Genomic DNA, 23744 nt, shown 5'->3' with positions numbered 1-23744 from the left:
TCGTCCAAAATAAAAGAAGGCTGAGCGCAGGCGTGAATGGCCTTCGCTCAACCTTCCTATCCAATCTATGAAGTCAGACTTTCGTGACGGGTGCGAAAGCGGCAAGAAGACGTTTCACGCCGATAGGGGCGGGAAACGCGATTTGAAGCTCCATGTCATTGCCGGTTCCCTTCACCGCGACAACGGTGCCGATGCCCCACTTGGCATGCTGAACCTTGTCTCCAGCCGCGACGGTCAGCCCTTCTCCGGAGCCGGCCGGTTTGACGGCCGGCGTCTGGGTGACCGACGCGCGGGCGGCCGGTGCCGGTGCCATGCCCGATCCCGATGCGCTCGGGCGTGCGCCGAAGCCTCCGGTCGTCCCTCTCGAGCCGAAGCCTCCGACCGTGCCGCTTGTACCGCCGCTTCCGCCAACACGGCTCGCGAAGCCGCCAAACGAGCCGGAACGCCCGCTCATATTGCCGTTCGATTCCTTCAATTGCTCCGGTATTTCCCCAAGAAACCGCGAAGGAGCATTGCTGCTGGTTCTGCCGTACAATAGACGCATTCTCGCGCAAGAAAGGTACAGCTTCTTCTCCGCGCGCGTAATTCCTACATAGGCGAGGCGCCGTTCTTCCTCCAGCTCCTCGTTGTCCATGAACGCCCTGCTGCTCGGGAAGACGCCTTCCTCCATGCCGACGATGAACACAACGGGAAATTCCAGTCCTTTGGCACTGTGCATCGTCATGAGTACGACCGCGTCTCCGCCGTCTTCCTCTTCGGCGCTGTTCATCGAATCGATGTCCGCGATCAAGGCCAAGTCCGTCAAAAACGAAACGAGCGACTTGTCATCGTTGCGCTTCTCGAACTCTTGCGTAACGGACAGGAACTCGTCAATATTTTCGAGCCGGGACTGGGACTCCAACGTTTTTTCGCGCTGCAGCTCGATTCGGTAGCCCGTCATCTCCAGCATTTTTTCCGTCAATTCGGTAACCGAAAGGTAGTCGACCATAGCTGTCAAGCTCGCCACCTGATCGCGGAATTCTCCAAGCGCCGCCTTGGCGCGCGCCTGAATGTCGAGCTCGTGCAAGCTCTCGGTCAACGCGCGGTACATCGAGATGCCCCACTGCCCCGCCTGTTCCTGTACGCGCGCCATCGTTGTATCGCCGATGCCTCGCTTTGGAACGTTAACGATCCGGTTCAAGCTGATATCGTCATCCGGATTGGAGATCAGCCTCAAGTAGCCTAGAATGTCCTTGATCTCTTTGCGGTCGTAGAACTTGATGCCTCCGACGATCTGATACGGTATTTCGGACTTGATCAAAATTTCCTCGACGACCCGGGACTGGGCGTTCGTGCGGTACAGAATGGCGTGATCGCCGAACTTGCGCCCGTTCGCCCGGTTTTTGCGAATCTCCCCGGCGACGAAGTAGCCTTCCTCATGCTCGGAATCGCCTTGATAGACGACGATTTTGTCTCCGCCGGTCTGATCGGTCCACAGATTTTTCGCTTTGCGGCCGAGATTGTTCTTGATGACCGCGTTGGCGGCTTCGAGAATGTTCGAGGTGGAGCGGTAATTCTGTTCCAGAAGGACGGTCTTCGCTTCCGGGTAATCCTTCTCGAAATTCAGGATGTTCGTAATGTCCGCGCCGCGCCAACGATAGATGGACTGGTCGCTGTCGCCGACGACGCATATATTATGATGCTTGTCGGCCAGCATCCGGCAGAGCATATATTGAGCGCGGTTCGTATCCTGGTACTCGTCGACGTGGATGAACCGGAATTTGTTCTGGTAATAGTCGAGCACTTCCGGAACTTCTTTGAACAGCCGGATGGAAAGCATAATAATATCGTCAAAATCGAGCGCGTTGTTGCTCTTGAGCCGCTTCTGATATTGCGTATAGACGCGGGCCACGATCGACTGGAAGTAATCTCCCTGACGCTGCTCGTAGATTTCGGGCGACAGCAATTCGTTCTTCGCCCCGCTGATCGCCGCCTGAACGGACTTGGGCTCGATCTTCTTCGTGTCGATATTCTGATCCTTCATGACATTGCGAATGACGGACAGTTGGTCGGTCGAATCGAGGATGGTGAAGTTGGAGCCGTAGCCGATCCTCTCGATGTCCTTGCGAAGAATACGCACGCACATAGAGTGGAAAGTACTGACCCAAATATCGCTCGCCGAAGGGCCGACGAGCTTCTCGACCCGCTCGCGCATTTCCCGCGCCGCTTTATTTGTAAAGGTAATCGCCAGAATGCTCCAAGGCGCCGCCATCCGCTTCGCAATCATATAGGCGATGCGATGCGTCAGCACGCGAGTCTTGCCGCTGCCGGCTCCCGCCATAATGAGCAGCGGCCCTTGGACCGACTCGGCCGCTTGCTTTTGGCGTGGATTCAGCTTGGAAATGGCTTTGTCGATATCGACAGCCCCCGACTGGTGAACCGGTTCAAAAAACATCGATTTACTCCTTTGCTCCGTTAATTCTTAACCGCGCTAACCGTTGCAAGCGCCGCTTCGAGATCGCGATAGACGACATTGCCGACGACGACGGTGTCCGCCGTTTGAGCCGCCAGCCGCGCTTTATCCGGATCGTCGATACCGCCGCCGTAGAACAGATGCGCTTGCCGCAAGCCGCCGCGAATTTTCCGAACGAGCTCCATATCGCCGAACGTTCCGCTGTATTCGATATATAAGACCGGTACGTTCAGCAGACGATCGGCAACATGACTGTATGCGAGCGCGGTGTCGGAATCGATGTCCGTCTCCGCCTCCGTTACTCTCGCAACCGTCGAATCGGGATTAAGCACCAGATAGGCTTGCCCGACGACCGACTCCCAAGGCAGCAGATGACCGAAGTCCTTGAGGGCATTCACATGGTGCCCGATCATCCACTCCCGAAGCGGCGTATTCAGCACCATCGGCACGAAATAGCCGTCAAACCCGGGCACGCCGCACGCCGGATCGGACAGCTCGAACGCGCAATCGACCTCGTAGCGTCTAATACGAGCCAGCAGGTCGACCGTATTTTCGTATGTTACTCCGCTGGAGCCTCCAACGAGAATCGCGTCGGTGCCGGACATGCAAATTCTGTCCAACGAGGCGTCATCGATCTCCCGATCGGGGTCGAGCTTGAATACGTGCCTCCAATGCTTGTAAAAAGAGGGGATCATGTGTTCCTCCAACGGTTGTTTAACCTAAGTCTATGCGTTCCCCGTATAGCTGTCAATTTGAAGAAACCGGATGAAATAGAGAAAGCCGGAACCCCCTTTGCCTAAGGGAGTTCCGGCAATAAAATCTGCTTATCGTCCGCCGAGCTTCTCGCTGAGGTAAGCTCTCACTTCTTCCTTCAAATCCGGCCGCTCGAGAGCGAAATCGATGATCGTTTTCAGATAGCCGAGCTTCTCTCCCGTGTCGTAACGGTTGCCTTCGAAATTATAGGCGTACACCGACTCTTGGCGCAGCAGGCGATAGATGGCGTCGGTCAATTGAATTTCTCCGCCCGCTCCGGTATCTTGCGTCTCCAGCAAGTCGAAAATGGCGGGAGTCAAAATATAGCGGCCGATAATGGCGGTATTCGACGGAGCCTTCTCGGGCGAAGGCTTCTCGACGACGCCCCGCACCTTGATGAGCCGGTTGCCGTCGCCTCCGGCCGGATCGGGATCGACGATGCCGTACCGGGAAACTTCGGCGTTCGGCACTTGCTTGACGGCCAGAACGGAGCTTTGGGTCGTATCGAAAACATCCATCATTTGCTTGAGGCAGGGGACCTCGGATTGCACAATGTCGTCGCCGAGCAATACGGCGAACGGCTCGTTGCCGATGAACTTGCGGGCGCACCAGATAGCGTGGCCGAGTCCTCGCGGCTCTTTTTGGCGAATGTAGTGGATATCCGTCAAATCGGAAGCTTTCTGAACCTCGGACAAGAGATCAAGCTTGCCCTTCTGCAGCAGATTCTGTTCCAATTCGTAATAGCTGTCAAAATGGTCCTCGATCGCCCGTTTGCCTTTGCCCGTCACGATGAGGATATCTTCGATCCCGGAGGATACGGCTTCCTCTACGATATATTGAATGCCGGGCTTATCGATGATAGGAAGCATTTCCTTCGGCATCGCTTTGGTGGCGGGAAGAAATCGGGTTCCGAGCCCCGCCGCGGGTATGATCGCTTTACGAATTCTCAAATGCAGGCATCCTCTCTAGCTCTTCGGTAGTAGCTCCCCCGGCAGACGAATTTGCTCGACCGGAATAGCCGGAAGACGCCCAGCGCCGATACAGACGACTCCTTGCGCATTAAGCGCTTCCGAATCGAGAGAGTTTCTTCCATCTATAATTATAGGACGATTCATCCATTTCTTAAAGTCTTCCGCCTGAAATAGACGAAATTCCCTCCACTCGGTCACGATAATCGCCGCATCGGCTCCCGTCAAAGCTTCTTCCGCCGTCGCGCATATTTTGACCGCGCCGGGAAGAAGCTTGCGCGCGGCTTCTCCGGCTGCCGGATCGTACGCGGTCAGGCGTACCCCCGGGTTACGACGGAGCAATTCCGCCGCCAGCCGCAACGAAGGAGCTTCGCGCATGTCGTCGGTGCCCGGCTTGAAAGCCAGCCCAAGCAAGGCCACCTTCCGTCTTCCCGGATCCGACAAGGCGGCTTCCAGCTTGCGAACCGTCCGGAGCGGCAGCATGACGTTCGCTCTTACGGCTGCCGCGACAAGCGTCTGCGGTGCTCCCGCCTCGTCCGCGAGACGAACGAGCGCACGGGTATCCTTCGGCAGGCAGGACCCGCCGAAGCCGAGGCCGGCATTCAGGAACAAGGGACCGATTCGGGGGTCGTGCCCCATAATCTTGGCGACGGACGGATAATCGGCCCCCGTCTGCTCGGCGAGCGCCGCCATCTCGTTGGCATATGAGATTTTGACGGCGAGGAAGGCGTTGGACGCCAGCTTGGCCAGTTCGGAGCTGCGGCGATCCGTGACGATGATCCCGCCCGGAAGTCGCCGATGCAACAGCTCCAGGCGAGCGCCGGTCTCCGGAGAAGCGACACCGATAACGATGCGGGAAGGATCGAAGAAGTCGCGGACCGCGCTCCCTTCGCGCATGAATTCGGGAACGGAGGCGACGTCTACAAGGCACTCCTCCGGCAGACGACTGCGCAGACGCGCTTCCACCCGATCAGCCGTACCTACGGGAACGGTGCTTTTGATCGCGATCATTTTGACCGAATCGCCCGTCCATGGCTCCAACCGGTCGATGACAGACCATAGCGAGGCTAAGCTCATCTCGCCGTGATCGTCCGTCGGTGTTCCTACGGCCACAAACAACAGCTCCGCATCCCGCAGCGCATGCGACGGTGCGCCCCCGAACTGCAGACGTCCCGCATCCAAATTGCGAGTGACAAGCTCTTGAAGCCCCGGTTCGTAATAGGGGACGAGCCCCTTGGACAGTTGCGCGATTTTCGCAGCATCGATATCCACGCATAGCACCGAATGCCCCAAATCCGCGAACCCGGCTCCCGTCGTCAGACCGACGACGCCGGTTCCGATAACCGCTATTTTCATAAACGCATTCCTCCCTGGTTTCTTCGGATATCGATTGAATGCAAGGAGTGTAGCATGGCTATGAAAGGGCATTATGCGGTTTGCGTCAGCGCATTGTTAATTTTGCGAAAGCTTGCCCCTCTTGAAAAAATATCCTCTTGTCGGTTTTCCAAGCAGGGCGAAATCGGACCGGCAATCATACTTCAATAAAAATGGAGCCTTGAATGAAGGATTCCGCAAGTTCTGCCGATATAATAGAGAAGTGCGTCTTCGCACGGCTACCAACGGGGAGGGCTTTCATATGCAACGTTCTTTGTCCCGAATAACCATGCGCATCGGCAAATGGGGCTTGCTTACGCTGGCCGCAACGTTTCTCTTAGGCTTCGCTGCCCCCTATCCGACGTCAACCTACAAGGTGCTTGCCGCCGCAGCCGACAGCACGACCAAGCCGCTCACCGAAAAGTTGTTCCCCATCCGAGGCATTACGATCGGCACAACGGAAAAAACGTTAATACAGAAGCTGGGCGAGCCTAACCGCAAAGACCCGAGCGAATATGGGTTTACCTGGTTCGTCTATAACAAAGACTACAAGCAATATGCGCAAATAGGCGTAGCGGCCGGCCGGGTCGTTGCCGCCTACAGCAACGCCGCCGGAGTTAAATCGAATGCCGGGATCGCCATCGGAACGACGCGAAAAGATGCCGAGGCAAAGCTCGGCAAGCCTCTAACGACGTTAAAGATCGGCAATACGACTTGGAAGCTCAACGATGGCAAGGAGCTTGGCCGTTACACGGTAGGCACGGGAATCGTTACGCTATTCTACGACATTCACGCCAAGAACACGGTAACCTCTATGCTAGTCATGGATAAGAAAACGGCCACAACCGCCACGGCGACAGTCAAAAACGCCAAGCTGCAAGCGGCGTACGAACGCGAGCTGTTCGATCTGGCCAACTCCGTCCGCGTGCGAATGGAACTCGCTCCGTTCAAGTGGGACGATACTGCCGCCAAGACGGCTCGGCTTCACAGCGCGGATATGGCGGCCCGCAAGTTTTTCGATCATGAGAATCCCGACGGCAAAAGCCCGTTCGACCGGATGGAAAAGCAAGGCATCGCTTACCGTCTTGCGGCGGAGAATATCGCGGCCGGACAGGACAATGCGATATTCGCCCACGAATCGTGGATGAACTCGGCCGGTCATCGCAAAAATTTGCTCTCGGCCATCGCCAAATTTGGCGCAGGCGTCGCCTTCGGCGGCGAGTACGGCATTTACTACACGCAAAATTTCTTCACTCCGCTTAAATAAACGGTCGATTTGGGCTTCTGAATTTTACTTCGTCCTATAAACAAAAGCACCTCCGTTTTCCACCGGTAATGTGGAGAAGGAGGTGCTTTTGTTGCGGTTGGGGAGCGCCTGTTGAGAGCGCCCCTTCTGCGTTATCTTATCTCACGAGCTGCCCTCGCGTTACGCCAAGCTGATTGATTGCTTTCAGCTTGCGCCATACTTCCGTTCCGCTGATCCGGCCTTCGAACGCCGCGCGGTACAAGCCGATTACCTCGCGCACTTTGTCGGCGTTCTCTTCCAAAAATTCGATCCGGTACGAGCTGACGCCAAGCTCTAGGAACGTCGTCGCGTACTCCGCTCCGGACTGCTCGATAGCGTTGTACACCGTGTTGCGGCAGCCTTCGTCGACGCGAACCGGATGCGACATCCCGATGCGGTCCTGCAAGGAAGCGCGTTTCTCCTCGCATGGGCGGCCGCAATTTGTGTAATTCGTCCCTTCGCTCATGAACGTGCAATAGACGCAATGCTCGGTATGGAACATCGGCATATGCTGGTGGATGACGACCTCAAGATGCGACGTATCCGCACGCCTCAGAAGATCGACCATCTGCTGAATATTCAAATCGTAAGAGGGCGTCACCACGTCTACACCCGCTTCGCGGAACAGGCTTACCGTCTTATGGTTAGCCACGTTAAGCGAGAAATCCCCGATCAGCAGCGGATGCTCGGCATCCGGCTTGGCCATCCGCTCCCGCAAATAATAATAGAGAGCGCCCGTATTGCGGACGAGCACCGCGTCGGGCTTCAAGTTCAGAATGTTCCGGTGGTACCCGTTCTCTCCGGGCATATGAATGCGCGGAGTCGCCAGCGCGATCGGCTTGCCCGCTTCGCGGCAAACGGCGATGGCATCGGGAAACTGCTTGATGAATTCGAAATCGGCGTAGATCATCGCAACATCCGTCTTCACGGCTGCTTTCACTTGCTCCAGCGTCCGGCACAGCGCGGTTAACCGGACGTCCTTGCCGTTAACGGTTTCGGCCTCTGCCGGCGAATCCGCGTATACGTCCGCCAGTTCACGCTTCACATACTTTGGCGGCGCTTCGCGAAGCAGCTCAAGCTGCTCGGCCGCTTCGCGTCGGATCCGGTTCAGCTCGCTCTTCGGTACGATAACATCGCCCTTCAGCGATACTTCCAGCTTCTCCAAGTGGAGAAGCGTTCCTCCCAGGCGACCGAGCTGCTCGCTCAGAATCTCATGCCCAAGCGGGCGCTTCTCCGCGCGCTCCAGAGGCATCTCCGACTCGACGGCCACCGTCGTTCCGCGCGACAGATCGGTCCAAATCGTCCGAAGCGGCGAGCCTTCCTGACCGAAGACGGATACCGCCGTCGGGAACGTTCGGTAAGGCTTCTCCGTCTCGAACGTGCTGCGCAGCCGACGGTCCAGCGCCGGGTCGCTCGTCTTCCAGATCCGATTCCCTTCGCGCACGCGGCTCAAATCCACGTCATTGCGGCCCGGCACGATCTCGATAAGATCGCCCTGAGGCGCTTCGCCTTCCAGCTTAACGCCGGAGCGGCGCACGTCGTACACCCGTCCGCCCTCTTCCTTCTTCGTCGGATCGCCAGCGTCGAACACGATGCCGTCTCCCCGCTTCAAAGGCGCTTCGATCCGGCAAACGACCGCGTCGCGCAACACCTTCTCCACGCGCCCAAGGTAGACTCCCCGGCTTTTCGGGAACGTCCCTTCCACGAGCAGCTTGTTGTTCGTTCCGTCCAGAAAGCCGTGGGTGAAGCCTCGCGAGAAGCTCTGCTGCAGCTCGCGGATTTCTTGCTCCGACGGTTCGGATTCATCGCCCGCGAAGTACTTGTCGATCTCGCGCCGATATTTGCCGACGACGTTCGCGACGTATTCAGGGCTCTTCAGACGGCCTTCGATCTTGAAGGAGGCGACTCCCGCTTCGATCAGCTCCGGCACAATATCGATCGCAGCCAAGTCCTTCGGCGACAGCAAATAAGCGATATCCCCCATCGGCTGATGAACGCCGTCCACCATCAGATCGTAAGGCAGACGGCACGCTTGCGCGCACTCCCCGCGATTCGCCGAGCGGCCGCCCCACATTTCCGACGTTAAGCATTGACCGGAATAAGATACGCAGAGAGCCCCGTGTACGAACACTTCCATAGGCAGCTTCGCCTGCTCTCCGATTTGGCGGATCTGCTTGAGATTGTTCTCCCGGCCGAGAACGACGCGCTCCAGCCCGAACGGCTTCGTGAATTCGACGGCCTCCGGCGAAGTAATCGTCATTTGCGTGGAGCCGTGAATCGGGAAGTCGGGCGAAATCTCGCGAATCATCTTCACCAAGCCGAGATCCTGTACGATGACGGCGTCGACTCCGGCGTCGATGCATGCCTCGATCAGCTTCTTAGCGTCCGGAAGCTCGTCCTCGAACACGAGAATATTAAACGTCAAGAAGCCCTTCACCCCATAGCGGTGAAGGAATTTCATCATTTCCGGCAGCTCGCCCGTCTGAAAATTATGGGCGCGGGCGCGAGCGTTGAATTTCTCGACCCCGAAAAAGACGGCATCGGCCCCGTTCGCCACGGCTGCGCGCAAGCATTCCCAGTCTCCTGCGGGAGCAAGCAGTTCAATATCTTCACGCCGCAAGGCGCTCTTATCTATCATCATCGTCGTTCCATCCTCCAGCATGCCGATTCTATCGCGGCATCGTCACCCCTTAGTATACCAAACCCGGCGGACGGGGGCCAAACAAAGAAAAACCGCCCGCCGAGGGAGATTCTCCCTCTTGCGGGCAGTAAGATCTTTCACCATACAGGTCAATTGGTGAACGTGAATGAATTCGTAGCCGTTTCCAGTTGTTTCGTAATAAATTCGGTTCCATTAGCTACATAATAGCTGCCTTCAGCAACATACACTTTTCCGTTTTTCCAAATGAAATAGGCGATGCTCCGGCTTGGATTTTCCTTATCTGTTCCCGAGTTTTCTAGTACGATTTTTTTAGCAGGCGCACCTGCGATCATAATCGTCACACTCTCCACGACCTTCATATTTTTTTCTTCGGCGACCATCTTGCGGTATTCCTCGTCAATGGCCCAACTGAAATTGCTAAAATCCGAAACGTCCTCAACGACGTAAATGGAAAAATTGCCGCCGTCGAGTAAGTAAAGAACCTCTTCTTTTTCAAAGTCCTTTTTTACGCCATACCATTGCTCGGGCAACGTGATGGAATAACCATACTTCCTGCTCGTTTTCGTAACGGTTGCATTAACATCGGCCAGATCGGAGTCATCCGTAATCGTGCCGAAATTCTGGGCGATGAAATTGAAATCTACCTTCAACGTGCGGAGTATGTCCGCGAAAAGACTTTCGGAATCGGCCTGTTGCCCGTCGATGAAGGCGTAAGTTATCTCGTACCTGTAATTGCCTTGAACCGCGTAAATCGAATAATTGCTTGCCCAGTTGGTTGTGTCGTTCGAAAAAGACGTCTTGTATAGCTTTGCTTGAATGCCGTTCCAAGTAATCGCGGTCGGCTCCGAATCCTTGCGGTAAGCTTCAACGTACTTATTGTGGAATCGCTCTACTTCCCTTTTCACCCAGGCGTCTAGCGTATCGCCCTCGACTAGCGAAGTTGCTTCCACCGACAAAAATCTATTCTTCGACTGGTACATCGGGTACACATAATCTTCCGTGTTGGCCGTCCACTCTTTCGGAAGCACTACGGATAACCCATAATCTGCGTTTTTGAACGCTTTGTAGCCCGCGATGATTTTAGTCAAGTTTTTCAATGTGCGATCCGAGGCGTCGAACGTTGTTTTGAAGCTGTCGAGCACATTCGTGTAGCGGCTAAGTTCGGAGGCATTCGCCGTTTTTTTGCCGAATATGATCACGTACATTCGCCCGTTTGCCTGAATACCGCGATATTCGAAGTAGAAGCCTTCCTTGTTTTTGGAAGTGATTTTCTCATAGGTTTGAGCTGCAGCTTTTACTGTCTGCTTGTCGACTAATGATTCGCCTTTATCGAAGTACCCATAGAGCGTCTGACGCTTCTCTTCGACTGTCAACGCATCAAGCTCTTCCATTACGAACACGCCCAAATAATATTCTTTCTTGACGTCTCGGAACTCGATCGCGTCCCCGTCTTCGGATTGATAGTCTAGAACTAGCCCTGTAGGGTAGTTAATCGACCAGCCGTAATAGCTGTCTCCGACCTTAGATTTGCCCGCATCGGTATTAATAGTCGAACCCGTCGTGCCTCCTCCGGTGCCTCCACCTGTCGTCGTTGCAGGAGTAGCCGCAACGGTAATGCGAACTTCCTTGGTGCTCGCATTAATCGTCACTTTGGCTCCGAGCCCTTCGATTACTTTTGTCGGAACCATCGTTACGTTGCTTTTGTTCACGGGAGCGACGGCCAGATCGACCTTCTTGCCGTCGAATGTAGCGGCTTTGCTGCCAATCGTGACTACTACGGTGTGCTTTTGATAGGTTAACGTGATCGTCTTGGTGTTTTTGAGCGTCAGCTTCGCGCCGATCGCTTTCGTAACGACAGCCAGCGGAACCATGACCGTCGAACCCGTTTTGTATGGGGCCGTTATTTTCGAAGCTTTGCCGTTAACGGTCATTTGGTCACTGCCTATCTTGAGCTTGATATCAAGCGCCGCAGCGGCCTGGGCGGGCAATGCAAACGTAAAAATAAGCGCGAATACAAGTGCGATAGCTGTGAGTTTGGATTTCATAAACGTGATTGCTCCTTAGAAGATATATAAGTTATTGGGCCAAGCTGGCCGACAGCGTCAACTGCCGGGTAACGAGATCGCCGTCGGAAAGCAGCGTGATCGACACCTTCTGATCCGGCAAGTACGACTTGAGCAGTTCATTCAGCTCGACGATCGTCGATACTTGTTTGCCGCCTACCGCATAAAGCTCGTCTCCAACGCGGATGCCCGCCTTTTCCGCACCCGGTGAAGAAATCGCGGTGACGGTCATCGGCTCGTCGGTCGGCAGCCCGACGATGGCCGACCAGCTTTCCTCGAGCTCCAATCCTAGAGAAGCCCTCTTTACCTTGCCGTACTTGTAGAAGTGATTTAACACGTACTGGACGGTGTCAGCCGGTATGGCGAATCCCATGCTGTCGATATCGACGTCGACGAACTTCATCGAGTTGATGCCTACGATTTCTCCTTTCAGGTTCACGAGCGGACCTCCGCTGTTGCCGGGGTTGATTGCCGCATCGGTCTGCAGCAAATTGTAGTCCGACGACACCGAGCGGTTCATGCCGCTAATGACTCCGACCGTCGCCGTATTTCGCAAGGCGAACGACACGGGAGTACCGATCGCGATCACCGTTTCTCCCGCTTGCACTTTGAGCGGGGAGGCCGCGAAGGTTGCCGGCTTCAAATTGGTCGCAGAGACTTTGACAAGAGCAAGATCGCTGGTTACGTCCATCTGCTTGCGGGTTCCTGTTAGCTCCTGCCCGTCCGAGGTGACGACTACGATGCTCTTCATATCTTTAACGACGTGAGCGTTGGTCAAAATCCAGCCGTCTTTCTTGACGATAACGCCGGTGCCGTGCGCGAGCGAATAACGATTGCCCGCATTCGCGTCGTCCGGCTTGCCGATAATGGCCACTACCGAGGGCGATACTCGTTTGATAACGTCCGGCACGATTGACCCCATCGTGTATGTGTACTTCTTGGACGTTGCATCGTAGGTGCCCGAACCGCCTAGCTGGGCGACTACCGATGATGCTTTTACATAAACCTCGCCGTTGATAAGCTTCGCGTCCAACTTTACCGAACCGTTGTCGTTAGATGCGGCTGCGGCCGAGGTTCCCGTTACGATGACTGTGGCAAGAAGAAGTGCTGCGATCGCCTTGAGACGATTCATGCTGAACAAAGGGCGTCTCTCCAATCTGGGATTTATTTCAATGGGTAACTCTACTAATTTACCATATGATCCTAATTGAGAGAATATGTAACTCGTGCATTATTCCACTTTTTTCGAGCAATAACGCCTTTGGCAAATAGATCGAAAAACTAATAATCCTTTCTAAGTGACAACGGAAAAAGCGGGCCAAGGAGCTATTCGCTCCTCAACCCGCTTCGCAAACTCCCTTATTCGATTACCAGCCGCTTAGCATTTTCCAATCCGCGATGAGGAACACCAAAAGGGAGACCGTGGTGAAGCCGATGGCGAATATGTTTTTGCGCGGTCTTTGCAGAAGCAAGCGAACTAGCGCGACAACGATCAGAACCGTGAAAATGACCATGAAAATGTCGAAGTTCGTAAACGTGCTAGCAGCCTCTTCCGCCGCGTTACCAGCGAGGAACATGAGGGGGACCTCCTTTTTCTGTCATACGATACCCATCTTCATCTATGTTATCTTCTGGGAGACCGGCTTGCAAGTCCGAAGTTGCCGCCGTAACAAGTTTGTCACAGTCCCGTTTCGGCGCGTCGAACTATAAGGCGAGATTGCATGTCGTATCAGTAAGTTTTATGGGACGAAGATCGCCTAATTCGGTTGAGACGCGAAGTGAAATATGGTACGATCAAGTCGATATTTTTCACACCAAATCAATCGGAATTTGTACGCCTGAGTGCGGCGGATTCCGGTAAGGGGAGTCGCAACGATGGCTTATGAAGCGGTATGGATGAACGATCCGGCCAAGCTCAACAAATTCGAATTTTACAAAATAGAAAAAGACGGTCTCGACATTATCCGGGACATTCGCGAAATCTATTCCAAAGAAGGCTTCGCGTCGATTCCGGCGGAAGATTTCAACCTGTTCAAATGGGCGGGCGTCTACCAACAGAAGCCGAACAACGGCCACTTCATGATGCGCGTTCGGATTCCGGGCGGCATCCTGACGAGCAACCAGACTCGCGAGCTTGCGGCTCTCGGCCGCGACTACGGGCGCGAGCTGATCGACGTAACGACTCGCCAAGCGATTCAATGGCACTGGCTCGAGATCGAGCAGTTTCCTGACATTTTCGATCGTCTGGACGCTGTCGGCATGTCCGCGACGGAAGCTTGCGGCGACTGCCCTCGTACGATCGTCGGCAACCCGCTTGCGGGAATCGACCCGGACGAGCTGATGGACACGACCGCGCTGGTCGACGAGCTGGAACGGTTCTTCCTGGACAACCGTGACTTCTCCAACCTGCCTCGGAAATATAAAATGTCCATTTCCGCCAATATCTATAACAACTGCAACGCGGAAATTCAATGCCTGTCCTTCACGCCGGCTACGAAAGTATTGAACGGCGAAGAGGTCGTCGGCTTCCACGCCATGGTCGGCGGAGGATTGTCCGCCAAGCCTCACCTGGCCCGTCAGATGGACATGTTCATCCGTCCGGAGGAAGTGCTGAAGGTCGCTATCGGAGTAACGACGCTGTTCCGCGATCACGGCTTCCGCGAAAAACGCCACGTCGCCCGTCTCAAGTATTTGGTCGCCGATTGGGCGTAGAGAAATTCCAGGAGAAGCTGATCGAGCTGATCGGACCGATGGAATCGCTCGGCGACGATCGCACGGTCGGTTGGAACGGCTCTTACTTCGACGGCGTTCATCCGCAGAAGCAAGCCGGCCTCAACTATGTCGGCCTTAGCGTTCCGGTTGGCCGGACGAACAGCGACGAATTCGACGCGCTCGCCGACCTTGCCGACAAATACGGCGACGGCAAGATCCGGACGACGATTTCGCAAAACCTGATTCTGACAGGCGTTCCCGATGACAAGCTCGAAGATCTACTGAAGGAGCCTGTCCTGCAGCGCCTTACTCCGGATCCGAAGCGGTTCATGAGCCGTACCGTATCCTGCACGGGCAACGAGTTCTGCAATCTTGCCATCGTCGAGACGAAGGAGCGCGCCCGCCGCGTCGCCAAGTACCTCGATGAGAACGTTCAATTGGAAGAGCCGGTTCGCATCCATTTCATCGGATGCCCGAACGGCTGCGGCCAGAAGAGCGTCGCCGATATCGGTCTGCAAGGCTCGCTGATCAAGACTCCGGACGGCATGATCGACGCGTTCGATATCGCCGTCGGCGGCACGCTCGGACCCGGCGCCAAATATAACACCGCGCTGAAGGGCCGCGTCAAAGGCGAAGAGGTTCAGCTCGTCCTTGCGCAGTTGATCAACTACTACAAGGAAACGCGAGTCAGCGCCGAAGAATCGTTCCACGATTTCGTCCAGCGCGTAGGCACCGAAACGATGCAATCGAAGCTAACCGAAATTTTGGCGGCTTCCTAAAGCGCTAAATTCTTAAGCCGTCCCCTCGCTTCCCGGGGGGACGGCTTTTTCATTTCCGCTCCGAGGAATGGAACCCGTTCCCCGGGCGCATACTAGGTGGGAATCCAACATCTGGGAGGAACACCATTCATGAAATCGAAATGGATCGCCTTGCTGGGAGCAGCGACGCTCGCCTTCTCCGTTCCGGCCGTCGCGGCCGCCGGTCCGGCACATGAGCACGGGCATTCCCACGACAATGGGCATCGGCACGAGAAGGCGGATCAAGCGCTCGATTGGAGCAGCTATCCAGCCGACCTTCAAGCGCTTAAATCGCAATTGGACAAGCTGCGGGACGAGCAGAAGGACGTCTATCGCCAAATTCACGAGCAGCGCGAGCAGATCAAGGCCGCCAACCATTCGTTGACCCAAGAGCAACGAAAAAAGGTGTTCGGCAAGGCGAAGACGCTTATCGAGAAGCTTAAAGCGTCCAGCCAGACCATTCGCGAAAAAAGGGATCAAAAGCGGGCAGCCTGGGAACAATTCCATCAGCATACCGCGGCCAAGCAATGGGATGCGGCCAAGAGCGATTTGCAAACGATTGTCGAGCGCAAAAAAGACATTCTCGAGGATCAGCGGAACATCGTGAAGCTGCAAAAGCAGCTAACCGAATTGCTTCCCGCTGCTCCCGCGCCGAAAACGGAGTGAGCCGCATGGATACAGGAGACTATCGCTTCGCCGAGCTGCAGCCGGACCAAGTGAACGAGCTTCGCGAAGCCGAGCGGAGCTTATCGGCCAAAACCGGCCATCCGATTACTCTCATCGCCTTCAATAGCGAAGGCGAGCACCCGAAGAACGGAACGTCGGACAAGAGCGATCACTAAGCAGCGATAGCGGAACATGACAAAAGGCATTCCCTGAGGACGACTAATCCGTCCAAACGGGAATGCCCTTTTCTTTTATACCGTATTTACCTCTGCCTTATTAGGCTGGAGAATGACGGAGCCGAAGCTGATGAGCACGACGGCGAACAAAGCCAGGACACCGAACGGCAGCCATACATCGGTCAAGCTTTCTCCGGCCGCAAGCCTGTCGATCGCCTCGATCACCCATTTTTGCGGCATGAAATTCGCAATCTTCTGCATCCAATCCGGCATGAACGAGATCGGCCAGAAGCAGCCGCCGAGCATGCAGGTCGGAGTAATGATGACGCCGTTGAGCATGCCCGCCGCATTCGAGTTCCGAAGCGCTCCCCCGACGGCGCTGGCGATGCCCATGCAGGCCAGCACGAAAAACTCCATAATAAGAAAGTGCGCCAGAAAAGGCAAATGGTAATCGAAGCCGACTATGCTGCGGGTGAATACCAGAACAAGCAGCACCTGAAGCGTTCCGACCAGAAAGCTGCCGAGAGCGTTCCCGATCGCAATTTCGAACGCCCGCACCGGAGCGGCAAACATCCTCGCCATCGTCCGCAGGCGGCGATCCTCCATGACGGAGCTGACGGTCGTATTGATCAGTCCCATCAGAAACATCAACGTGAAGCCGATAATTACGCTCATGTTCGGATCAACGTACAGATCAAAGTCGGTCACCTTAGGCTGTACCTGATGCTTCTCCGCTTGCGCGGCAACCCGTTCCACCGCTTCGCGTACCGCAGCTTCTCCTTGCACGCCGGAGGCGATGACGGTTCTGACCGTCTGGGCGGTTTGACGGGCCGCAGAATCGATCCGCAGCTTTAACGTCACGGAAGCTTCGCTAATGTTGAGCTCATAAGCCTCTATAGACGGCACCTGCCCATTCAACATCTGTTCGGTGAAATTTGCGGGAATGACGAACGATGCGGCCGCTTTCTGGTCGATCTGGTTTTTTTTCAGCTCTGCTTCGGAACCGATCTCCTTCAACGAATACCCTTGCACCCGTTCCAATTCCCGCACGAGATGCCCGCCAAGGGATCCCTGATCCTCGTTCACGTAGGCGATCCGAGCGGGCTCCGGCCCGCCCCCTCCGATGAGGGCAATGAGAATCGTCAGCGTCGCAACCGGAATGACCAAGTAAACCCAAATGCCCCTCTTCTGCCCGAGCGTACGCCGGACCAGATTCATCGCGATATGCCAGCTATTCACGGTAACCCACCTTTCGGTATGCGAGAACGGATAGAGCGAGAATCGTCGCTGCTATGGCCGCAAGCACGCCAGTCTGATGCCAAACGATAGAAGAGTCGGAGCCGAGCATGTTGTTCAGCAAGCTTTGGAAAGCCCAGTGGTTGACGGTAAATTCGCGGAGATGACCGAACGCCCCTTCCTCCGGAAGCGGAGTGAACCCGCCGCTCAAGAACGTCATGACCATGATCGGGATTTGAAATACCATTTGCAGCGACTTCGTATTTTTGATCAATGCGGTGCCGATGACTGCCAGACTGATCGACAAGACGGACAGCGACACGCAGACGATTGCGATCGGCAAGTACGAGCTGCCCCAATCGACGCCCAGTACGGCGGTCGTGAACCCGACAATAACGGCCGATTGAAGCAATGTGAGAATAAAGTTGCCGAATACTTTGCCGAGCAGCAGCGTTACTTCGGAGACAGGCGTTGAATTCAGCCGTGAGAGAGTATGCCCCTCTTTTTCCAAAGCGAGGCTGAAGGATGCTCCCATCCCCGCGTACAGCAGGAACATGATCAGCATCGAGGCGCCATAGTACTGCTTCGAGGAATACTCGTATTTCGCATTCAGCTTGCCGACGTGAACGTAGGACGCTTCACCGCCTTCAGCGGTCTGCGCTCCCGGCGCCGCTGTCGTTGCGGCATCAGGGCCTAGCGCAATGGCAGCGGCTTGCATTCCGTTCGTATGGTCCAGGAACGATTGGAACACGGACTCCGCTACGAGATTTTGACTGCGATCGTTGCCGGGAATCCATTCCCAGTTCGCCTCTTTTCCTTGCGTGACGTCATCGCTGAAGCCTGCCGGCACGATTACGGCGAACTCCGTCTCGCCTGCTTTTACTTGCTTGACAGCCTCTTCCCGGTCGGCGACGCGAGTGATTCGTACGATCGACTTCACTTCGGGAGCCTGCAGAAAGCCGTCGACGGATGCGGCCAGACTGCCGGAATCCTCTTGCACCCAGGCTACCTGCACCGGCTTTAAGGCGACATCCTTCATCTGGAAAGAGTTGCTTAGCGCCGAACCGAGAATAAAGATCAGCAGGAGCGGGAAAATGATTTGAAAGACAAGAAACATCGGCTTGCGAAGAGTTCTTCTGATCTCGAAACCGACAAGGGTAATGAAGTTCATTCGGCGTCTCCTCCTAGTCCCTGAGCGTTCTTCCGGTAATCGATAGGAACAAGGCTTCGAGATCCGGCTCTTGCTTGGTCAAGCTTTGGATAGTCGCCTGATGCTTGGATAGAATGAACAGGATATCTTGCAAATAAGCGTTCGCGGAAGGCAGGTACAGCTCGAGCTTGCCTTCCTCCAGCAGCGCTTCGCGAATGGACGGATGCCCGCGCAGCTCGTTCAACGCCTCCGCCGAGATGTTCTGCCCCTCGATGACGATTTTCTCCTCCTTCGCGACGAGACTGCGCAGCTCTTCGTGCGTCCCGCAAGCGATGAGGCGACCGTGGTCCATAATGCCGACCCTCGTGGAGATGGCGGATACCTCTTCCATATAATGGCTGGTATAGATGATCGTAGAGCCCATCTGGTTCAGCTTGCGTACCGATTCGAGAATATGATTGCGGGACTGAGGATCGATGCCGACGGTCGGTTCGTCCATAATGATGAGCTTCGGATGGTGCATGATGGCGCAAGCGATGTTCAATCTCCGCTTCATGCCGCCCGAGTATGACTGCGGCTTATCCTTCTGCCGATCCTGGAGCCCTACGAATTCAAGCGCCTCGCTTACCCGCTCCTGCAGCAGCTTGCCACGAAGACCGTACAGCTTCGCGAAAAAAGTGACGTTCTCCCGCGCGGTCATCTCGTTGTAGATCGCCAAATCCTGCGGCACCAACCCGATCCGGCGCTTAACCTCGATCGGATCGTCGGCGACGGAATAACCCTCAAGCCGAATCGTCCCTTGATTCATATCCAGCAAGCCGCTCAGCATCTTGATCGTCGTGCTTTTTCCCGCTCCGTTCGGTCCGAGCAAGCCGAAGATTTCTCCCTCGCCGATTTCCAAGCTCAAATGATCGACCGACAGGCTGCTGCCGTATTTTTTGACAACGTCTTTGAATTGCACGAGACTCATCGTCCATCTCTCCCTCGTCTGTTCCTTATATCTGAAGTATAGAAGATTACGCTGGAACAATCAGGTGGAGTTAGTCATCCTCTTGCGGTGACAAAAGTCATATCCGGAGGTATACTGGGGCAGTACTCGACGCGTGGAAAAGGATGGAATCGAATGCTCTTCATGCTGCGCTCCTTGCTCGTGCTCGGTCCCGCTCTCGGGGCCATGCTCTTGCAATCTTACGAATCTTACAGCCTATTCACTTTCTTCATTCTTCTCCATCTTCTCATCGTCGAGGCACACCGAAAGCTGGCTTCCAACGAATGGGCTTTGGCGATTCTATTGGCGGAATCGGCCTATGCGGCCTGGATGAGCCACCATTACGGCAGCATTCTGTTCATGACCTTTTTCGCCGCACTGTTCGCGTATTTGCCTTACTCCTCCTTCGTGAATTGGAAGCCCCTGCTTTTGCTCCAGCTTATTCTTATGAATATTAGCTTGGCGGGCAGCCCGCCGGTCTATTGGGTTATCGCCAATTTGTTGTTCGTTGCGTTAAGCGCGCTTCTGCTAAAGCTGAGATCCACCTCCAAGAGCATGCTCGACGTCGAGGAGCAGAGCGACTTGCTCCTCTTGAAGCATCGCGAGCTTGGCGAAGCGCGCAAGCAGCTGATCGAATACGCCCGGAACGTCGAGGACTCCGCGCAGAAGGAAGAGAGAAACCGCATATCCCGCGACATTCACGACGATCTTGGGCATAAGCTCATCCGGCTCAAGCTCATGATGGATGCCGCGGTGCAGGTTCTGCCGAATCAACCGGACAAAGGAATGGAAATCGTTCAATCGGTGCGGGACCAGCTCTCGGACAGCATGGAGCTTCTCCGGTCTACGGTCCGCAAGCTGAAGCCCGACGAGCGGACGATGCAAGCTTATTCGCTTACCCAGCTTATTAAGGAGCTCGGCACGGGAGCGGGACAAGGGATTACCGTCCGTCATCGGATCGAAGGAATGCCTTACGCCTTGTATCCGAGCTTGGAATTCATTCTGTACCGGAATGCGCAGGAAGCCGTAACGAACGCAATTCGTCACGGCAGCGCGTCTGAGGCACTTATTACTCTCGAGTATGAACCGAAACAAGTCGTCATGAACGTAACGAACAACGGAAAGCCGCCGGAGGGAGATTGGGTTCGGGGGCTAGGCCTTAGAGGCATGGAGGAGCGGGTCTCGCTCGTCGGAGGAAGGCTGGAAGTCGTGGTGGAGCCGATCTTCACCGTTCGGACGGTGCTGCCGACGTATCGAAACGAAGCAAACTGAGGATAATGGGAGCTGACAAATATGATTCATGTGCTGCTTGCCGACGACGATCCGTTCATTCGAGAAAGCTTGAAGCTTATTCTCGGCTTGAATCAGGACCTCAGCGTCGTCGATACTTGCACGAACGGAGAAGAAGCATTCCAAGCGATCGGCCGCTTTGAACGGGTGGATGTCGTTCTTATGGACATTCGCATGCCGGAGTGCGACGGAGTCGAAGGTACGCGGCGCATCAAGCAGGCGTATCCCGACGTCAAGGTGCTCATACTGACCACATTCGACGATGACGAGTATATTATCGAAGCGCTGCGCAATGGGGCCAGCGGTTATTTGCTGAAGAACATCTCGCCCGACCGCATCATCGACGGAATCAAAACCGTCCATCAAGGAAACCTGCTCATTCATCCCGACATCGCGGCAAAGCTGACTTCCTTCATCGGCGGTCCGGCGAGCGCAAGCGCCTTATCTTCCACTGCCGCTTCCGCTTCCGCCGTAACCGCGCGTCCGTTATCGGACTTCGGGCTTACCCCGAGCGAGCAAGCCGTAGTCGAGAAAATCGCCGACGGCCTCTCCAACAAGGAGATCGCCCAACAGCTTTATTTGAGCGAAGGAACGATCAAGAACTATGTCACGGAAATTCTCGGAAAGCTGAATCTTCGCGACCGGACGCAGATAGCGATCTTTTACTTAAAAGGCCGCTGAGACCGGATAACACCCGGTTGCAAGCAAATAGCTCTAGTTAAGCCGAGTCTCGCATTTCCTCATCAAGTCCAAGAAAAGGACGTAAACGACGAGGCTGAAAAAGAAGATCAGAATGGCCCATACGGCGCTGACTGCCGATCCCATAGCCAGGAGCTGCGTAAAAATGACGGCGAGCGCGGCAATCAAGAAAAACGTCCACCGCGAATGGGCCGTATCGGCCAAATCCTGATCCTGTCGAGCAGCCGCGGCCTCCTTGATTCCCATGCAAATGGAGTAGACCATAATCAAATTTAATACTGTTAACGCCATGACATAGATGAGCATGAGGATGCCGGAAAAAGAAAACCACGCCGGATTAATATCGGGTATAGACAAAAAGAGGAGCGGCAGCGTGAACTTCCGCGCTTCTTCGAAGCGAGGACTGACGACAACGAGCCTGGAAAGCCCGGTATAAAAACAATAGTAGGCGACGACGTCCGGCAGAATATCCAGCCCGTTAATTCGGAAATCGAATAAAAAGATAAATCCCCAGAACAGTGTGCGAAACGCGGCTCCCACTCCAACCTCTCCTTTTCGTTCGTTAAATCCGCATGATTACCAGGCGAAATTTTCGGGCTTTTGATGCTTCCGCTCGTCGGCGGCCTTCTCTATGCGGGATACCGTTCCCGTCTTGATCGTGTACACCGCTGTGCCGTATTCGGGTCTATCGGCGCTTCGCCAGAACCCATAGGAGAACAGAAATTGCGTTCCGTCAGACTTCCACTCCAGGAAACGAACATAAGGATCGAACCGGTCATTTTGGCTCGGATCGACGTCCGTATAACCTCCGTTCGGGTCTTTCAACACGGCTTCGAGCAAAAATGTGTTGCCGAGAGGCTTTGCCGTCTTCATATCTACAAGCTCTAGCGAGCCCCAGATTCGTCCTCCGTACTCCACGGCGAGCCATGCCGCATCGGGAGATATCGATAGATTCGTAATGCTTGCATCGGAATAGTAGACGACTTTCGTATCGCCGTTGCGGGACAGCCATACTTTGCCGTCATTGTAACGAGCTTCGCGATATCGGTGGAAGGCGACCGTCTTGTTGTCGGACGAATGGCTGAAGGCGTCGCCTTCAAAGGTTCCGTTCAACACTTGAAGAGTAAATTGGGCAGCTTGCCGGACGTTGCCGTCGGTATCCTTGGTCATCGCCTCCAGCCTCGCGCGGTCGGCTTCATCGATTTTCGAAGGCTCCTCGCCGATTCTATATGCACAATACCATCGCACCTCCGGATTATCGTGCGTAAGCCCGAAACGAACATATTCGAAAGGCGGTTCTTCGTCCAATATCGCGGTGTCGAGAAGCCTTCGCTTGGACTGTCCATCCCAATAATCGTTCAAGCTTCCAACCGTGGATTCGGACGCGCTCGGCGACGGCGAAGCGGTTTCGGTTGAGGCATCGGATGTCGATGACGCCTGCAGGTCGGGTCTGTCGTTAGCCTTATTGCTTGTGCAAGCCGTCAATAGAACAAGGCCGAGAAAAACTATCGTCATGGAACGCAATCGCATCAATCGAGGCAGCTCCTTTTTCTTAACCGTATTAACGAATGCTTCGAATCGTTCGCTACGAACATTTAACGGATGAACCTCCCTTTTAGTTTCATGTTTTTTACAAAAAAAGGATCGAATACGCTCGCGTAAGCTTGCCAGGTTCACTCTTATTTCGCATAATTTAATATCGCGATAGCCGCCCGCTCGCGCCGTTCCGGATCTTCGCTGCGAAGCGCCAGCTTCAAAATATCGAGCGCCTCCGCGACCAACTGCGGATCGACCTTCTCCGAGCGGGGCATCGTCGCATGCGGCTGCGCGCTCGTCCGCGAGTCCCCCGCCTCCGGACGCGGCAATTTATGCGCGGCGCCGAAAGGATGATCTATCCAATGCGCCAGCCCCGTCTCGGCAGCCGGTCTATCGAAGATGGCGATCTCCCCCGGGCCGTCCAGCCATTCCCTTACCTCTTCGTTCAATTCGGCTTTTGCGATCTCATTCAACCATGTAACGCCGCGCCGGTGGACAGTCCCGTGGTGCTCCGAATCGGTTTCTTCCACATAGTAATAATCCCCCAGGTCACCGAGATGAACGACATCTCCGGCCGGCACCAGCACATAATCCCCATCGCGCATCGTATGAACGAATGCGGAAATCTCCGCCTGCAGCATTCCCCTCTCACGGTCGGAACGCTCACATGCTTCGGTCAAGCCAGCCAAGCTCGTATGAAGCTCCTCCGCGCCGACATTTTCCAAGTCACCGATGCCCTTCCAACCCATGCAGACAAAATTATTTTCAAGGAACTCTTCCATCCGATCGATTCCTTCGATCAAGGATGTCATCCGAAATAAATTCATACTTCGCTCCTCCGGTCTTGAAATCGTTCTTTCGTTTCCTTTACACCCCTCTAACTCTTCTATCATACCCATTTTACACTTCCTCTCTATACTTACTTGGACAAATAAAT

Annotated in this window: 19 protein-coding genes and 1 pseudogene; 6 read left to right on the top strand and 14 right to left on the bottom strand. The window is 55.0% G+C overall.

What is annotated here, in order from left to right; all coding sequences use genetic code 11:
- Positions 1-73: 73 nt before the first annotated feature.
- The 4 genes from pcrA to D3H35_RS29930 all read right to left on the bottom strand — a co-directional run bounded on the left by pcrA (position 74) and on the right by D3H35_RS29930 (position 5529).
- Complete coding sequence (gene pcrA, locus D3H35_RS29945; RefSeq protein ID WP_119152702.1) at positions 74-2434, bottom strand: DNA helicase PcrA; 2361 nt, start codon at positions 2432-2434, stop codon at positions 74-76.
- Between the two features lie 20 nt (positions 2435-2454).
- A complete protein-coding gene (gene pcrB / locus D3H35_RS29940) occupies positions 2455-3147 on the bottom strand; it encodes a heptaprenylglyceryl phosphate synthase (RefSeq protein WP_119152701.1) in 693 nt (230 codons plus the stop codon).
- 129 nt (positions 3148-3276) lie between these two features.
- Positions 3277-4155 carry a UTP--glucose-1-phosphate uridylyltransferase GalU gene (gene galU, locus D3H35_RS29935; protein ID WP_119152700.1) on the bottom strand — a complete coding sequence of 293 codons (879 nt, stop codon included), beginning with the start codon at positions 4153-4155 and terminating at the stop codon, positions 3277-3279.
- Positions 4156-4170: 15 nt separating this feature from the next.
- Positions 4171-5529 carry a UDP-glucose dehydrogenase family protein gene (locus D3H35_RS29930; RefSeq protein ID WP_158594376.1) on the bottom strand — a complete coding sequence of 453 codons (1359 nt, stop codon included), beginning with the start codon at positions 5527-5529 and terminating at the stop codon, positions 4171-4173.
- Positions 5530-5809: 280 nt separating this feature from the next.
- On the opposite strand from D3H35_RS29930, the gene D3H35_RS29925 reads away from it, so the two are divergent.
- Positions 5810-6814, top strand: coding sequence for a CAP domain-containing protein (locus D3H35_RS29925; protein WP_119152698.1), 1005 nt, complete (start codon positions 5810-5812; stop codon positions 6812-6814).
- Positions 6815-6950: 136 nt separating this feature from the next.
- Here the strand turns inward: D3H35_RS29925 and D3H35_RS29920 are convergent, their stop codons facing one another.
- From D3H35_RS29920 to D3H35_RS29905, 4 genes are all read right to left on the bottom strand, one after another.
- Entirely contained in the window at positions 6951-9470 is a 2520-nt protein-coding gene (locus D3H35_RS29920) for a U32 family peptidase (protein WP_199728652.1), read from the bottom strand.
- Positions 9471-9622: 152 nt separating this feature from the next.
- Positions 9623-11539, bottom strand: a complete 1917-nt coding sequence (locus tag D3H35_RS29915) for a copper amine oxidase N-terminal domain-containing protein (protein ID WP_119152697.1) — start codon at positions 11537-11539, stop codon at positions 9623-9625.
- Positions 11540-11570: 31 nt separating this feature from the next.
- Complete coding sequence (locus D3H35_RS29910; protein ID WP_119152731.1) at positions 11571-12689, bottom strand: S1C family serine protease; 1119 nt, start codon at positions 12687-12689, stop codon at positions 11571-11573.
- Positions 12690-12924: 235 nt separating this feature from the next.
- Entirely contained in the window at positions 12925-13134 is a 210-nt protein-coding gene (locus D3H35_RS29905; RefSeq protein ID WP_119152696.1) for a hypothetical protein, read from the bottom strand.
- A gap of 298 nt (positions 13135-13432) precedes the next feature.
- Here D3H35_RS29905 and D3H35_RS29900 point away from each other — a divergent pair.
- The 3 genes and pseudogenes from D3H35_RS29900 to D3H35_RS31100 all read left to right on the top strand — a co-directional run bounded on the left by D3H35_RS29900 (position 13433) and on the right by D3H35_RS31100 (position 15908).
- A pseudogene (locus D3H35_RS29900) lies at positions 13433-15048 on the top strand (nitrite/sulfite reductase).
- 129 nt (positions 15049-15177) lie between these two features.
- Positions 15178-15732: a hypothetical protein gene (locus tag D3H35_RS29895; protein ID WP_119152695.1), complete on the top strand. Its 555-nt coding sequence runs from the start codon at positions 15178-15180 to the stop codon at positions 15730-15732.
- A gap of 5 nt (positions 15733-15737) precedes the next feature.
- Positions 15738-15908: a hypothetical protein gene (locus D3H35_RS31100; protein WP_158594375.1), complete on the top strand. Its 171-nt coding sequence runs from the start codon at positions 15738-15740 to the stop codon at positions 15906-15908.
- Positions 15909-15983: 75 nt separating this feature from the next.
- Here D3H35_RS31100 and D3H35_RS29890 read toward each other — a convergent pair whose 3' ends face one another.
- From D3H35_RS29890 to D3H35_RS29880, 3 genes are read right to left on the bottom strand one after another with little or no spacing between them, the layout of a single operon-like run.
- Positions 15984-17147 carry an ABC transporter permease gene (locus D3H35_RS29890; RefSeq protein WP_119152694.1) on the bottom strand — a complete coding sequence of 388 codons (1164 nt, stop codon included), beginning with the start codon at positions 17145-17147 and terminating at the stop codon, positions 15984-15986.
- The gene (locus D3H35_RS29885) at positions 17140-18315 is read right to left on the bottom strand and encodes an ABC transporter permease (RefSeq protein WP_119152693.1); all 1176 of its coding nucleotides are present in this window, start codon (positions 18313-18315) and stop codon (positions 17140-17142) included. The genes D3H35_RS29890 and D3H35_RS29885 overlap by 8 nt, the downstream gene beginning before the upstream one ends.
- 13 nt (positions 18316-18328) lie before the next feature.
- Positions 18329-19264: an ABC transporter ATP-binding protein gene (locus tag D3H35_RS29880; protein ID WP_119152692.1), complete on the bottom strand. Its 936-nt coding sequence runs from the start codon at positions 19262-19264 to the stop codon at positions 18329-18331.
- Positions 19265-19417: 153 nt separating this feature from the next.
- On the opposite strand from D3H35_RS29880, the gene D3H35_RS29875 reads away from it, so the two are divergent.
- Together D3H35_RS29875 and D3H35_RS29870 are read left to right on the top strand one after the other, a co-directional pair.
- A complete protein-coding gene (locus tag D3H35_RS29875) occupies positions 19418-20554 on the top strand; it encodes a sensor histidine kinase (protein ID WP_119152691.1) in 1137 nt (378 codons plus the stop codon).
- Between the two features lie 21 nt (positions 20555-20575).
- Positions 20576-21253, top strand: a complete 678-nt coding sequence (locus tag D3H35_RS29870) for a response regulator transcription factor (protein ID WP_119152690.1) — start codon at positions 20576-20578, stop codon at positions 21251-21253.
- Positions 21254-21286: 33 nt separating this feature from the next.
- Here D3H35_RS29870 and D3H35_RS29865 read toward each other — a convergent pair whose 3' ends face one another.
- From D3H35_RS29865 to D3H35_RS29855, 3 genes are all read right to left on the bottom strand, one after another.
- Positions 21287-21811, bottom strand: coding sequence for a hypothetical protein (locus D3H35_RS29865; RefSeq protein ID WP_119152689.1), 525 nt, complete (start codon positions 21809-21811; stop codon positions 21287-21289).
- A gap of 36 nt (positions 21812-21847) precedes the next feature.
- Positions 21848-22804, bottom strand: coding sequence for a hypothetical protein (locus D3H35_RS29860; protein WP_147355993.1), 957 nt, complete (start codon positions 22802-22804; stop codon positions 21848-21850).
- A gap of 146 nt (positions 22805-22950) precedes the next feature.
- Positions 22951-23634 (bottom strand): hypothetical protein, encoded by a 684-nt coding sequence (locus tag D3H35_RS29855; RefSeq protein WP_119152687.1) that lies wholly within the window; start codon positions 23632-23634, stop codon positions 22951-22953.
- Positions 23635-23744: the final 110 nt, after the last annotated feature.

Origin of the sequence: Cohnella faecalis (assembly GCF_003570905.1) — a bacterium.
GTDB classification, from domain to species: Bacteria; Bacillota; Bacilli; order Paenibacillales; family Paenibacillaceae; genus Cohnella; species Cohnella faecalis.
This window is presented reverse-complemented; position numbering and strand designations above follow the sequence as displayed.

Coding starts and splice junctions, on each gene's coding strand:
- D3H35_RS29880 (WP_119152692.1), bottom strand. CDS start 19,264: ATGAGTCTCGTGCAATTCAAAGACGTTGTCAAAAAATACGGCAGCAGC.
- D3H35_RS29910 (WP_119152731.1), bottom strand. CDS start 12,689: ATGAATCGTCTCAAGGCGATCGCAGCACTTCTTCTTGCCACAGTCATC.
- D3H35_RS29915 (WP_119152697.1), bottom strand. CDS start 11,539: ATGAAATCCAAACTCACAGCTATCGCACTTGTATTCGCGCTTATTTTT.
- D3H35_RS29925 (WP_119152698.1), top strand. CDS start 5,810: ATGCAACGTTCTTTGTCCCGAATAACCATGCGCATCGGCAAATGGGGC.
- D3H35_RS29855 (WP_119152687.1), bottom strand. CDS start 23,634: ATGAATTTATTTCGGATGACATCCTTGATCGAAGGAATCGATCGGATG.
- D3H35_RS31100 (WP_158594375.1), top strand. CDS start 15,738: ATGGATACAGGAGACTATCGCTTCGCCGAGCTGCAGCCGGACCAAGTG.
- pcrB (WP_119152701.1), bottom strand. CDS start 3,147: ATGATCCCCTCTTTTTACAAGCATTGGAGGCACGTATTCAAGCTCGAC.
- D3H35_RS29885 (WP_119152693.1), bottom strand. CDS start 18,315: ATGAACTTCATTACCCTTGTCGGTTTCGAGATCAGAAGAACTCTTCGC.
- D3H35_RS29870 (WP_119152690.1), top strand. CDS start 20,576: ATGATTCATGTGCTGCTTGCCGACGACGATCCGTTCATTCGAGAAAGC.
- D3H35_RS29930 (WP_158594376.1), bottom strand. CDS start 5,529: ATGAAAATAGCGGTTATCGGAACCGGCGTCGTCGGTCTGACGACGGGA.
- D3H35_RS29895 (WP_119152695.1), top strand. CDS start 15,178: ATGAAATCGAAATGGATCGCCTTGCTGGGAGCAGCGACGCTCGCCTTC.
- D3H35_RS29920 (WP_199728652.1), bottom strand. CDS start 9,470: ATGATAGATAAGAGCGCCTTGCGGCGTGAAGATATTGAACTGCTTGCT.
- D3H35_RS29875 (WP_119152691.1), top strand. CDS start 19,418: ATGCTCTTCATGCTGCGCTCCTTGCTCGTGCTCGGTCCCGCTCTCGGG.
- pcrA (WP_119152702.1), bottom strand. CDS start 2,434: ATGTTTTTTGAACCGGTTCACCAGTCGGGGGCTGTCGATATCGACAAA.
- D3H35_RS29905 (WP_119152696.1), bottom strand. CDS start 13,134: ATGTTCCTCGCTGGTAACGCGGCGGAAGAGGCTGCTAGCACGTTTACG.